Origin of the sequence: Gordonia bronchialis DSM 43247 (genome assembly GCF_000024785.1) — a bacterium.
Lineage (GTDB): Bacteria > Actinomycetota > Actinomycetes > Mycobacteriales > Mycobacteriaceae > Gordonia > Gordonia bronchialis.
On sequence record NC_013441.1, the window covers coordinates 4,548,638 to 4,561,936 of the forward strand.

Sequence of the window (13,299 nt, forward strand, 5' to 3'; positions counted from 1 at the left end):
ACGTGGTCGTCGTACTGGGACTCGGACGCTTCGGAAAATCTCTCGCCTTGGAACTGATGGACCAGGGCACCGAGGTGCTCGGACTCGATTCGAGCGAACCCGTCGTCCAGAAACTGGCCCACCGGTTGACCCACGCGGCGGTGGTGGACACGACCGACGACGAATCGTTGCGCCAGTTGTCAGTCCACGAATACGACAGGGCAGTCGTGGGGATCGGCTCGGACCTCGAGGCGAGCCTGCTCACGGCCTCGGCGTTGATCAACCTCGGGGTGCCGAACATCTGGGCCAAGGCCATCAGCCACTCTCACGCGAAGATCTTGACCCAGATCGGGGTACATCACGTGGTCAGACCCGAGCACGACATGGGCAAACGAGTCGCTCACCTCGTTCGGGGACGCATGATCGACTACATCGAGTTCGACGACGGTTTCGCGATGGTCAAGACATCGCCTCCGGCATCTGTGGTGGGTCGCCCCTTGTCCGAGACCGCGATCCGTACCGCGTTCGGCGTCACGGTGGTGGCCATCAAGCGACCCGGCGAGGGATTCACCTATGCGACATCAGATACCGTCCTCGCAGCAGACGACACAATCATCGTCTCCGGGCAAGTCCGCGACGTCGAACGTTTCGCCAACCAGGCCTAACCGACGACCCGGCCGTTCGCAGTCAGTGGCCGCGGGCGATCCCCACTCAATACACAAATGGCGATCCGTGGCATTGAAAAGAATCTGTCCGCCTTGGGTTTACGCGCTGATTCGTCGCCGACGTCGGTGACTGTCCAGGACCATGTCTGTGAACAGCCCGTCCATGGCATCGATGCAGCCCGGGAAGCGAAGAGTCAGGGGAAATGGGCCGGACTGACTTTCCAACCCCAGGCGGAGGGTGGATCTGGACGTACTGAAACCCCGGCGAGTGGTGATGTCCCTACGCGCACAGGTCGCGGCCGCGCAAGCCGCTGCAGCTGGGCAAGCAGACACGCACGACTACGACGAAGCCCGCACCCGAACGGACATCATCGATCTGCTGCTACGCGAAGCCGGATGGGATGTCGACGCTCCACGCGTGAGGGAATACCCGGTTACCGGGATGCCCGACGGCAAGAACGGGTTTGCCGACTACGTACTGTGGGGTACCGACGGTTTACCGCTGGCAGTAGTGGAAGCCAAACGTACTTCGAAGGATGCGTCCGTCGGGCAGCACCAGTCCAAGCTCTACGCTGATTCCCTGGAGAAGATGCATGGACAGCGTCCGATCATCTTCTACACCAACGGTTTCGACACCTGGCTGTGGGACGACCTCAACTATCCGCCGCGTGAAGTCGAAGGTTTCTACACCCGTGACGAGTTGGCTCTGGAGATCCAGCGCCGGATCACCCGCAAGAAGCTTGCCGATGTCGACATCAACACGAAGATCGTCGAACGCCCCTATCAGACGCGGGCGATCCGCAATGTCACCGAAGGCTTCGAGGACAAACGACAGCGGGCTGCGCTCTTGGTGATGGCGACCGGGTCCGGCAAGACCCGCACAGTGATAGCCCTCTCAGACATGCTGATGCGCGCTAACTGGGCCAAACGCATCCTGTTCCTCGCCGACCGCAAAGCCCTAGTCAAACAAGCCGTCAACGCCTACAAGACGTTCTTGCCAGACACTTCACCGGTCAACCTGCTCACCGAGAAGACCACCGATGGACGCGTGTACGTGTCGACATACCCGACGATGATGGGGCTCATCAACGATCTCGATAACGGCCGACGACGCTTCGGCCCCGGGCACTTCGACCTCGTCGTCATCGACGAGGCCCATCGATCGGTCTACCAGAAGTATCGGCGCATCTTCGAATACTTCGACTCCTACCTCCTCGGGCTGACCGCCACTCCCAAGGACGAGGTCGACTACAACACCTACCAGCTCTTCAATCTTGAAACAGGTATTCCCACAGATGATTACAGTCTCGACGAGGCAATCAAGGATCGCTACCTCGTACCTCCGCGAGCTGTGACGGTGCCCTTGGCGTTCCCTCGATCGGGCATCAAGTACGACGACCTGTCCGACGAGGAGAAGAAGCGCTGGGAGGGTGAGGATTGGGGCGAAGACGTCGACCCCGACGAGTTTCCCGACGAAGTGTCCTCCGAGGCAGTCAACAAATGGCTGTTCAACACCGATACCGTCGACAAGGCCCTCGAAGTCCTCATGACTCGCGGACACCACGTCGCCGGCGGTGATCGTCTCGGCAAGACCATCATCTTCGCCAAGAACCAGAAGCACGCCGACTTCATCGCCCAACGTTTCGACCACAACTATCCGCAATACAACGGCCACTTCGCCGCCGTCATCACCCACGCCGTATCCCACGGGCAAGACCTCATCGACCAGTTCTCCCAACCGGATTCGAGTCCGCACATCGCAATCTCGGTCGACATGCTCGACACCGGGATCGACGTCCCCGAGGTCGTCAACCTGGTGTTCTTCAAACCTGTTCGCTCCAAGACCAAGTTCTGGCAAATGGTCGGCCGCGGCACCCGCCTCCGCCCAGACCTCTACGGGCCAGGACAGGACAAGACCGACTTCTTCATTTTCGACCTCTGCGGCAACGTCGAGTTCTTCAACGCGCACCCCGTACCCGCCGAAGCTCGGTTACCAGACTCGCTGTCGGAGCGGCTGTTCACCGTCCGCACTGATGTGGTGTGGGCGCTGGACCGCGCCCACACAAGCACCGAGTTGCGCGAAGAGATCACCGACGTCCTGCACACCCAGGTCGCCGGGATGAACCTCGACAACTTCCTCGTCCGACCACGGCGTCGGCAAGTCGAGGTCTACCGTGACCGCACCGAATGGGAATCGCTGACCGAGCACAAGATTCGTGAGATCGTCGACAACCTTGCCGACCTCCCCACCACGATTCGCGACACCGACGAAATGGCTGTCGACGGTCACGTAATTCCCCAGGTGTGTCCGTCACGGATTTCCCCATGTTCGGGTGTGCTGGGTTGAGGGTAGCTGGGGTTGTGGGTTAGGTGGTTTTCGGTGTTCGTCCGGGGCGTTTGCGTGGTCGGTAGGACGGGCCGTCCATGAGGATCTGGTGGCTGGTGTTGATGAGTCGGTCGAGTAGTGATTCGGCGACGACGGGGTTGGGGAACAGGGGGTACCAGTCTTTGGGTGCGCGGTTGCTGGTGAGGATGACGGGTTTGGCTGCGATGGCGCGGTCGGAGACGAGGTCGTAGAGGTCGTCGGAGCCGGTGGTGGTGTGTTCGCGCATGGCGAAGTCGTCGATGATCAGGACGGCGGGGCGGGTGTATTCGCGCATGCGTTGCCCGATGGTGCGATCGGCGTGGCCGCCGGCGAGGTCGGCGAGCATGCGGGCGCATTTGACGAATCGGATGTCGTGTCCGCGTAACGCGACTTGGTGGCCGAGTGCTTGTGCCACATGGGTTTTGCCGACTCCGACGGGTCCGTAGAGGATGACTGATTCGCCGGCGTCGAGCCAGCGCAGGGCGGCGAGGTCACGCAGCATCGCGGCGGGCAGTTTCGGGTTGGCGGTGAAGTCGAAGTCGTCGAAGGTTGCTGATTGTTCGAAGCGGGCCCGGCGCACGCGCCGCGCCAGGGCGGCGGACTCACGGCGGGCGATCTCGTCTTCGCACAACACCTGCAGGAACTCCAGGTGACCCAGTTCGCCGGCGCGGGTTTGGGCCAGCCGGGCGTCGAGGGTGTCGAGCATGCCGGTCAACTTCAACGTTTTCAACGCGGCTCGCAGGCTGGGATCATGAATGGTCATCAGAACGTCCTTAGTGGAATAAGCTGGTAGTTAATGGGATTGGGTGTGAGGTCTACTGGCCGGCTGCCGTGTCGAGGTCGTCGGCGAAGGCGTGCGGGCCACGCAGAAATGCCGGTGGTGTCGGCGCTACCGGCGATGTGGTGATGGTGTCGTCGTATTCGGTACCGGCGATCAGGATGCCTTTGATGGTGCGTGGCCCGACATCGCCGACGGCGATCGCGCGGGCGCAGGCGGCGTTGATGCGGTCATCGGGATACTTGGTGCGCAAGCCGACGATGGACTGGATCGCGCGCAGGCGGTGGATCGCATTGACCTCGGAGAGTTCAGCGACGACTGCGACCGCGTGCTCGCCGATCTCTTCGGCCTGCTTGCGGCACCACGCCACCGGGCGGGAGTGGTAGGCGACCTTGTGCGGCGGATAGTGCTCGAGGTTGGTTGCTCGTCCGCTCAGGTGCAGTACGTGGGTTGCCACGACCTGGTCGTCGGCGAAGACCTGGACCATATCCCCGCACGTGCGGACCCGCACGTGTGAGCCGATCAGCCGCCACGGCACCGAGTACAACGCTGTGCCCGCCTTGACATGACAGTCGGGGGCGACCTTGCCCACGTGGTAGGTGACACGTTCAAATCGTCTGGGCGGCAACGGAGTCAACACATCCCGTTCGATCTGCGCGAACAGTTCGGCGGGCGGCACCCCATCGATCCCGCGGTGGGCGTGGCGGCCGTACACGTTCAGACACCAGTCGAGGGCGGCCTGTTGCATCTGCGGCAGGCTGGTGAACTCGCGGCCCGTGAAGAACGAGTCCCGAATGTAGGGCATCGGGCGCTCGATGCGCGGTTTGTCTTTCGGAGTGAACGCGCGCGCCGGATCGATCAGCACCTCGTAGAACGAGGCGAGTTCGGCGTAGGCCCGGTTGATCTGCGGATCGTAGAGATCAGGCTTGCTGACCCCGGTCTTGAGGTTGTCACAAACGATTCGCTCGGGCACGCCGCCGAAAAACTCGAACGCATCCACATGCGAAGCGCACCAAGATGTTTGGTCCATCTTGAGGACCGGCTGCACAAACAACCACCGCGAGCACGACAGGATGATCGCGAACGCCCACACCGACACCCGCTTCCCGGTCTCAGGGTTGGTCCACATCCCGAGCTTGCCGTAATCGACTTGGGCTTCCTCGCCTGCAGGTACCGGGGGTCGTGGTGGGGTTGCGCGTTTCTCGTTGATCTTGTCAGCGAAATGTGCTGTCACATAACGGCGTACCGACGATTCCGACACATCAACCCCGTGGTCGTCGCGCAGACGTTGCGCGATCGTGGCCACCGTCACCGTGGCATCGAGCTGGCCGCTGATCCACTTATGATGCTTGGCGATCGGCGGCCACGTCACCGCCCGCGTCGAGGGATCGACAACTTCGGGGAACCAGCCGCCGATCAACTCCCGCCACACCGACTCGTCGAACTTGTCCCCGGTGCCCGGGCTCATTCCCGCCGCCAGCGCCGGCGCGAGATACTTGCGGATGGTCTTGCGATCCAGGCCCAACGCCTGGGAAATCTGTACCTGCGAGCGTCCGGCATACCAATGCCGAAACAACTCCAACAGCTGGGTCATCGTCAACGTCCTCCGTGCCACCTCAGGCCCCTTCCAGGGGCCCGGGAAGGGGCCCTGCAAGGAGCGAACCTGTAGCAGCACCCCAACCCCGCCCGACACGCCCCAGGGTGGGGAATTACGTGACGGACAGGTGAGGAATTACGTGACGGACAACCCCACCAACCTGGGGAATTACATGACCGCTGACAATGGCCAAACGCTTCGACCTCATCGTCCTGCGCGGTCAGCTCGCCGTCATCGAAGCCGATGACACCAGCCCACCCTCGAACGGCAGAAGGAAAAGGTCCGCGCCATCGCCGACGGCCTGTTGGAGCAGCTCACCATCCCCAAGATCAAAGCCGAGGAAGAACTCCTCCGTGAAGTGGCCTCCGAGGAGTGGTGGGTCGATGTCACCCCTGAGATGCTCGAGGACGCGCGCAAGGAACTACGTTCTCTCGTCGGGCTACTCGAAAAGACGAAGCAGCCGATCGTCTACACCGATCTAGAAGACACTTTCACGGGCGACATCGCGGAAGTCGACATGCCGGACATGGCGACCGGCACCGACAAGGAACGGTTCAATGCAAAGGTTCGTGACTACCTACGGCTGCAACCCGACAACCTTGCGTTGAAGAGGCTGCGAACTGGAAAACCGCTGACTCAGCACGATCTTGACTCGCTCCAGGAACTTCTTGCACGAAGTCGCGCCGGCTCCGAGCAGGAAATACAGCAAGCCATCGCGGATGCCCACGGATTCGGACGCTTCATCCGGTCGCTCGTCGGACTTGATCAGCAAGCAGTCAACGACGCATTCGCAGAGTTCATCAACGACACCAACGCTACCGCCGACCAGATTCATTTCATCGGACTTGTCGTCGACTATCTCACCCGCAACGGCGCGATGGATGCGTCTCTGCTCTTTGACCCACCTTTCACAGACAATGCACCGCAAGGGCCGACGCAAGTCTTTGAGATGGATCGCGTCACCAAACTGGTAACGATTATCGACAAGATCAGTGGAACCGCAGACGGGCAGAGTGCCTGAACGACGCCATACTCGTCAGAATCAGAGGCAGGGAAACACCTGCCGCCACACAGAGCTCCTGATCGATCTCAGGCTACCGTCCAGGAGTCGAAAGTCGGGGTGGCCACTGAGTATGGACGACACACGTCACCACGCGAGTCAGGCGTGCCCCTAACACTGAGGGGCCGGCAGCAGGGGTCGCATCTGCGCACTCGTACCGACAGCGTCTCGGCACATGGGCGTGCATGCGGGCGAACCCAAACCCACTACCGTGGCGCGGATCGGCGGCGAGAGGTTCATGTCATGTGATGGTCTCAACGACTGTTTGAATCTGAAGGGAGACCGGGGTCCATAGGTCAATGTCCACATCGGGAGCTTCGATGCTGACAACGAGGGAGTAGTCGACACCGTTATCGCTCTGGTCCCAGGCGCGACGGTATTGCCACCAGCCGGCAACTGGGTAGACGGCGATCGCCCCCTTGCTGGCTAGATTGACCGCGGGGCCGGTCCAGATGTCGGTATGCAGAGAGCCGGGCTTCTGTTGTTGGGCGCTGCCGAAAAGCCATCCCTTCTCAGTCTTCGGGCTCGGGACTCGTTGTCCTTCACCGCGGGCGCGTTTGTTGATGCGCTGCCTGAATCGGCCGACGCTCTCATCGGCACGTTTGGTCGCGAATCGCAAGCCATGCGAGGGATAGACGTACCGGCCGGTCCAGCCACGGCTCGACGGGTTAGGTTCAACGAAGTACGACAGCGTGACCCGCATCGACACTTCGATCTCACCGAGCGATTCCAGTTGCTCGATCGGCCACGGCAAGTCGTGGAGATTCATCTCGCGCACCTTGCTTGCGCCGTCGCCCCGCTCGAATGGATGAATGCGTGCCTGAGCGATCAGCGTCAGCGCGTCGGTAGCGCTCCGCAAGGCTCGGTCCAGATCAGGGACACCCATCCCATAGCGGCGCAACAGATTTGCCAGATCAGTCTTGTTGGCGTTGCAGTCTTCGAAGCGCGCGCGCATTGGTTCGGTCCACCGCGCGGAGTGCACGATCAGCGCCCGTATCGTCTCGGGAGTCAGATCTGGGTACGCCGCTCCGATACTGGCAGCGATGGCAGCAACCTGCGCGGTCGCGGCAGAAGTGGCGCTCGTAGTTGTAAAGAATCCGGTACCAAGTTGCTGCAATCTGGTCGTGAGCACACCGAGATTTGGCGGCGTGTCTGCGCTGGTCTTGTCCGGTGAAGCGGCGACGTTTCCGCCGTTCGCGACGACCTCGGGCTTGAACGGCCAGTCCCCGCCGTGTAGTACCGAAGTTCGACTGACTGGCGACAACTCCCCCCTTGCCGCGATGGGGGTGTAGCCCGCGAAAGCTGTTGGCGCGTCGGCCATATCGTCGTGCTGAGAGTAGGCACCGACCGTCAACGAGTTCCATGACTGTGCCGGATCTTCGACAGGCGAAAGGTCACTGCGATCCAGGTGGTCGTCGGCTGGGTTGATTGAGTTGATGTTGCCTGCCGAGATGACGAACAGGCGCGGTGTGCGGGGTTCGTCGCGGTCGAGGTAGGTGAGTCTGGAGTCAGTGTCATCAATCGCGCGACCGAAGGTCAAGGCGTCTACCGCAGCGGACCACGACGTGGGCCGGCCCCGCTCGACGTCGTCGGTGGACTGCGACGCGTCGGCGTCGGTGTTTGGGGCGGTGACCGCGAGCATGAACACGCGGAGCCGCTCCGCCGCCTCGATTTCAGGACGGTCTACGGCCCGGGCCGTGATCGCCCCGTACAGGTCGCGCTCGTTCTGCCCGTGATCTGGCAGGATCTTGACCGACTCGAGCCGGTGATCCAATCGGACGGCGTGAGCAGTTGTGACTGCTCGATGCAGATCTCCGAAGAGTGCGAGCCCGGCCATCTCCGTTCCGTGGGCGTTCACGGGCCGACTCTGCCAAGTGATGTCAGCGACGTGCACGTCGGCCTCGGTTAGTGAGTCCGCCAGGAGCGGATGGCCGTTGTGGACGCCGGTGTCCAGGACACACACGACTGGGGAGTCTTGGTCGGCGACCTGCAATCGGCGGCGCAGGTCGTCGACCCACTCTGATTGCTCGACGGCAGACATATCGGTGAGCAGGCTGGCAACCTCGTGCGGCCTTCGCAGCTCAGCCAGGTCATCGAGAGAGTCGAGGCCATGTGCGAGTTGGTCTGCAGTGGCACGCACGAGCATGACCGTCCGATCTTGGAAGCCGAGAAAGTGTCCGCTGGCAAGCAATTGATTCCGCTCGGCAAATCCACGCAGCCTCTCCTGCTCGTGGCCATCGCGGCGGCGCAGCCAAACTTCCCACCACACAACCTCGTTCGAGTTGGTGGGAAACTCGTCGTCGGGATCGGTCCACAGCTCTCGGATGGTGGCGCGGCGAATGGCAGCAATGCCCTCCACAAGCGTGGCGTTCTTGGCTTTGTCCTCGGTGGTGGTCTCGACATAGTCGTTGAGGCGTCGGAGGAAGTAGTCCCGCTTGTCGTTCGGGATGTAGACGGTGGCGATTTGTATCGTGCCTGAGACTGTCCGGACCTCTTTGACCGCAACGAGTTCGGGTTGCTCGCCGCTGCGCTGCACATCGAGGCTCTGAAGTGCCAGCCCCAAACCGGGGAAGGATTCGAACGACACGTAGGTTCCCGCAGTGTCCGTCTCGTCGGGAGTGGGGACGGCCCGTTCGAACTGCCGGGCTAGGGATCGCCCGTGGTCTGCACGGTCGCCGGAAAACTCTGGCCTGTCGCTGCTTCCGCCACCTTGCGTCGACGTGAAAGGTTCCGCTTCTGGCGGGGCAGGCACGAAAAGGTGCGGGCGGTCACGCTCGGCCATGCCACCTACGCGTTCGGCCCGTGCTGCGCGTCAACCCGAGCCCGCTCCGCCAACGCAGACACGAGGTCGTCGGTCCGGATGCGGGCTCGTTCCGCCAGCACTGTCCGCTTCGCCGCGTTCTCAGCAGCAGTGGCGATCTCGGCATGACTGAGGCCCTGTGCCGCGGAGATCACTCGTTTCCAACTCAGGTTGCTGATGTAGAACGAGGCGAGCCTGTTCTCGATCACAGTCCTTATGCTCTTGTCGTCAGGAAGGGCGAAATCCATCACGGTATCGAACCTGCGGAACAGCGCGTTGTCTAGCAACCGGGGGTGATTTGTGGCCGCGACGACCACGCTGTCGGAATCGTCTTCTTCCAGGAACTGTAGGAACGAGTTCAACACTCGTCGAATCTCACCGACATCGTTTGGTGCCGCACGATCCCCAGCGAGTGCATCCACTTCATCGAATAGGTAAACCCCACGCGTTTCCACCAACGCATCGAAGACCAGACGCAATTTTGCAGCCGTCTCACCCATGAACTTGGTGATAATCGAGTCCAGCCGGATCGCGAACAGCGGAAGGCCCAGCTCTCCGGCAATCACTCGAGCCGTCGAAGTCTTCCCGGTGCCCGGGGAGCCGATCAGAAGCAGCCGGCGAGCAGGCCGCAGGCCATGTCGGGCAAGCTCGTCACGCTGACGCTGTTCGAGGAGAACCTGGCGGAGCTGGTCGCCGAGGCTGTCGGATAACGCCAGGTCACTCAGCCGCGCATCCGGATAGCTGACGGTCAGCAGCGATCCGAGTTCGCCTCGCGGCTGAGTGACCGCTACTACCGACGCCACCCGGGTCGAGGTGACCCCCCTTTGACGGAGGTCATCCACGAGGTCGCGAAGCTCCTGGGCGAACTTGGACTGCCCAGAACGTGCGGCCTTTGCTGCGACCTGCATCGCGACCGAGTAGAACTGGGAATCATCGCCGTCGGCGTGACTGACTACGAGCGCTTTGAGCTGATCGTTCGTCGCCACGGACTGACCTCCCTTCGATCCACTCCAAGTCGACCGACCGATTCGGCCAGGCTTATACGCCACAAGACTATCTGGGTCCAAGCTGTCCGCTTCAGCGCACCGCCGAACCGATTCAGAGACCGCTCACTGGCCGGCCTGGCCGAGGGCCTCGTCGACGACCTCAACGAATCGCAACAGAGAGGGCTAAGGCACGACAAACCCGGGTCGACTCAGGACATGCCTCTCCACGTAGGCGCGATCGAAGTCCGCCGAAGCCAGACGGAACTGGCCGATCTCGCCGACAGCGTCCAACAGGCTATGCCCGACCCCTTCGCGGCGCCCGAACGCGACCGCTACCAGCTGGTCAGCGAGCACAAGCCAGGTCACATCCATCGCCGAGGACACCGGTCTCAGCAGCGAAGGCCATCTCGACACCTACCCGCGTGAACCGCAGGTTGGCTTGTCGCGCCACCCGGACTTGCCCCTGAGCGCACAGCTGGCGGCGCGACGCACCGGTTGGCCACCCATTCACCCGCGCTGGCCGTTCGGCCCTCCACAGGGACGACTCCCATCACATCTGATCTACGCGCGGATTATCTGAAATCGGTCGAAATAGACTTGGACAAATCGGGTTTACACGTGGATCTCACAGCCGTTCGGCTTCTGGCATGGATTGACGGCTTCGAGGGCTCTCACTTATTGTTTGTCATACAAACAAGAGGAACGGTATGACAAACGCAGCGTCACCCACCCGACGCGCCACCCGGGAGTCCGGCAAGGCCACACGGCAATCGTTGCTGCGCGCGGCCGGTGAGGTCTTCGCCGAACTCGGCGACACGGCCTCAGTGGCACAGATCTGCGCCCGCGCCAACGCCTTTCCCAATCAGGTCACCTACTACTTCGGTTCCAAGGAGCAGCTGTTCGTCGAGGTGGCCTGCGCCGGAGTGCTGCGCGCGGGCCGTCACGCCGAGGAAGCGGCGTCGACGGCGACGACCGTCCGCGAATACACCCACGCACTGATCGGCTCACTCCTCGGCGCCGAGGCGCGCAACGTCGAGATGTTCACCACCGCGATGCTGCTGGTCTCGCGTCGCGAAGATCTGCGTGAGCACATCACCACAACCCTGCGCACCCTGCACGAACGCGGAGCCGATGCCCTGATGGCAACACTGGTACGCACCGGGTGGCAGCTGCGCGCACCCATTGACGTGGAGGCCAAGGCGTTCTGGTCGGCGGTGTTCGGTCTCGTCGTCCAAAAGGCAGCCACCGGAGCCGAATTCGGCTACTCGCTCGAAGACGCCGTCGCCGTCATCTTCACCAACCTGCAGATCCCGGAATCCGTTCTCGATCAGCCCATGCGAAAGGCACGCTCATGACGCAATCGACCACCGTCCACCCGCAACCGCACCTCACCCACGAGGTACTCAACCAATCGCAGCCGCGGGTCGACGTCAACGAATACGAACTCAATACCGTTCTGCAAGAGGCCGTCTCCCGGCACGACGCCGGCTGGGCCGATGCCGAGTTGCGCGAGATCGGCGCCCTGGTCGGCAGCGAGCAGTTCCAGCACGACGCCAAGCTCGCCAACACCATCACCCCCACCTTGCACACCTTCGATCGGTGGGGTCGACGCATCGACGAGGTCGAATACCACCCCTCCTATCACCGCATCATCTCGGCCGCCATTTCCCATGGGGCGCATACGCGTTGCTGGGCGGACCCGCAGCCCGGGTCACACGTCGCACGTGCGGCGGCGTTCATGCTCTTCGGGCAGATCGAACCCGGTCACGCCTGCCCTGTGTCGATGACTCATGCGGTGATCCCCTCACTCGAACTGCAGCCCGACGTCGCCGCACTCTGGGTACCCAAGGCGCTGTCCAGTGAGTACTCACCGGAACTGAGCGCGGACAAGCCGTCGGCGATCTTCGGGATGTCGATGACCGAGAAGCAGGGCGGCTCCGACGTGCGGGCCAACACCACCGTCGCACGACCCGCAGGTGCCGGTGGACCCGGGACCGAATACCTGCTCACCGGCCACAAGTGGTTCTGCTCGGCACCCATGTCCGACGCGTTCCTGGTGCTCGCGCAGGCCGAGGGCCCTGGCGGCGAGGGACTTTCGTGCTTCCTGCTACCGCGGGTCCTGCCCGACGGCACCCACAATGTATTCCGCATCCAGCGACTCAAGGACAAGCTGGGCAACAAGTCCAACGCGTCGAGTGAGATCGAACTCGACGGCACCGTGGCCTACATGGTCGGCGAACCGGGGCGCGGCGTGCGGACCATCATCGAGATGGTCGCCCAGACCCGCCTGGACTGCGTTCTCGGCAGCGCGGCGGGTATGCGGCAGTCCGTCGCCGAAGCGGTGTGGCATGCCCGTCATCGCAACGCTTTTGGCGCTCGCCTCGTCGATCAGCCGGCCATGACCGCCGTACTCGCCGACCTCGCACTGGAATCCGAGGCAGCCACCGTCACCGCGATGCGGCTGGCCCGCGCCCACGACGAAGACGCCGACGACTCCGAGCGCGCCTTCCGACGACTGGCCACCGCCGTCGCCAAGTACTGGATCTGCAAACGCGGACCGCATCACGCCTACGAGTCGCTGGAATGCCTGGGCGGCAACGGATACACCGAGGACTTCCCGCTGGCCATGCGCTACCGCGAACAGCCGGTGATGGCGGTCTGGGAGGGCTCCGGCAACGTCATCGCGCTCGACGTCCTACGCGCGATGACGCGCGAACCGGAATCGGTGGCCGCGTTCGACGCGGAGGTGTCCAAAGCCCGGGGTAGCCACCCGGTGCTCGACGCCCACCTCGACCGGCTGCGCGTCGACCTCGGTGAACTGGCCCGCCTCGATGCCGCGGGCGCACAACGACGAGCGCGCAGCGTCGTCGAGGGGATGGCATTGGCTCTGGAAGCCTCACTGCTCGTGCAGTATTCACCGACTCCGGTAGCCGAGGCATTTGTGGGTGCACGGCTCGGCGCGGACCGCGGTTTCGAATACGGCACCCTGCCGGGCGGCGCTGATCTCGGTGCGATCCTGGATCGGCACTAGTCGCACACCGTCATCGTCTGCTGGTTGAGCCGGGACCG

The 13,299-nt window shown here is 62.8% G+C and carries 8 protein-coding genes and 1 pseudogene; 5 read left to right on the forward strand and 4 right to left on the reverse strand.

Features of this window, described 5'->3' with window-relative positions:
- The first annotated feature begins 2 nt into the window (after positions 1–2).
- Positions 3–644, forward strand: a complete 642-nt coding sequence (locus GBRO_RS21110; protein ID WP_012835889.1) for a potassium channel family protein — start codon at positions 3–5, stop codon at positions 642–644.
- Positions 645–912: 268 nt separating this feature from the next.
- Positions 913–2,922, forward strand: a pseudogene (locus tag GBRO_RS21115) (type I restriction endonuclease subunit R); the annotation flags it as partial.
- Between the two features lie 88 nt (positions 2,923–3,010).
- Here GBRO_RS21115 and istB read toward each other — a convergent pair.
- Positions 3,011–3,772 carry an IS21-like element helper ATPase IstB gene (istB, locus tag GBRO_RS21120; protein ID WP_012832286.1) on the reverse strand — a complete coding sequence of 254 codons (762 nt, stop codon included), beginning with the start codon at positions 3,770–3,772 and terminating at the stop codon, positions 3,011–3,013.
- 52 nt (positions 3,773–3,824) lie between these two features.
- On the reverse strand, positions 3,825–5,381 hold the full coding sequence (gene istA, locus GBRO_RS21125; RefSeq protein WP_012832285.1) for an IS21 family transposase: 1,557 nt from the start codon (positions 5,379–5,381) through the stop codon (positions 3,825–3,827).
- Between the two features lie 307 nt (positions 5,382–5,688).
- On the opposite strand from istA, the gene GBRO_RS21130 reads away from it, so the two are divergent.
- A complete protein-coding gene (locus tag GBRO_RS21130; RefSeq protein ID WP_041920019.1) occupies positions 5,689–6,405 on the forward strand; it encodes a type I restriction-modification enzyme R subunit C-terminal domain-containing protein in 717 nt (238 codons plus the stop codon).
- A 280-nt stretch (positions 6,406–6,685) separates the two neighbouring features.
- On the opposite strand, the gene GBRO_RS21135 is transcribed toward GBRO_RS21130, so the two are convergent.
- The gene (locus tag GBRO_RS21135) at positions 6,686–9,226 is read right to left on the reverse strand and encodes a S8 family peptidase (RefSeq protein WP_012835890.1); all 2,541 of its coding nucleotides are present in this window, start codon (positions 9,224–9,226) and stop codon (positions 6,686–6,688) included.
- Between the two features lie 5 nt (positions 9,227–9,231).
- Entirely contained in the window at positions 9,232–10,230 is a 999-nt protein-coding gene (locus tag GBRO_RS21140; protein ID WP_012835891.1) for an AAA family ATPase, read from the reverse strand.
- A gap of 707 nt (positions 10,231–10,937) precedes the next feature.
- Here GBRO_RS21140 and GBRO_RS21150 point away from each other — a divergent pair.
- Together GBRO_RS21150 and GBRO_RS21155 are read left to right on the forward strand one after the other, a co-directional pair.
- Complete coding sequence (locus GBRO_RS21150) at positions 10,938–11,585, forward strand: TetR/AcrR family transcriptional regulator C-terminal domain-containing protein (RefSeq protein ID WP_012835893.1); 648 nt, start codon at positions 10,938–10,940, stop codon at positions 11,583–11,585.
- Positions 11,582–13,261 carry an acyl-CoA dehydrogenase family protein gene (locus tag GBRO_RS21155; protein ID WP_012835894.1) on the forward strand — a complete coding sequence of 560 codons (1,680 nt, stop codon included), beginning with the start codon at positions 11,582–11,584 and terminating at the stop codon, positions 13,259–13,261. The genes GBRO_RS21150 and GBRO_RS21155 overlap by 4 nt, the downstream gene beginning before the upstream one ends.
- The last annotated feature ends 38 nt before the right edge of the window (positions 13,262–13,299 follow it).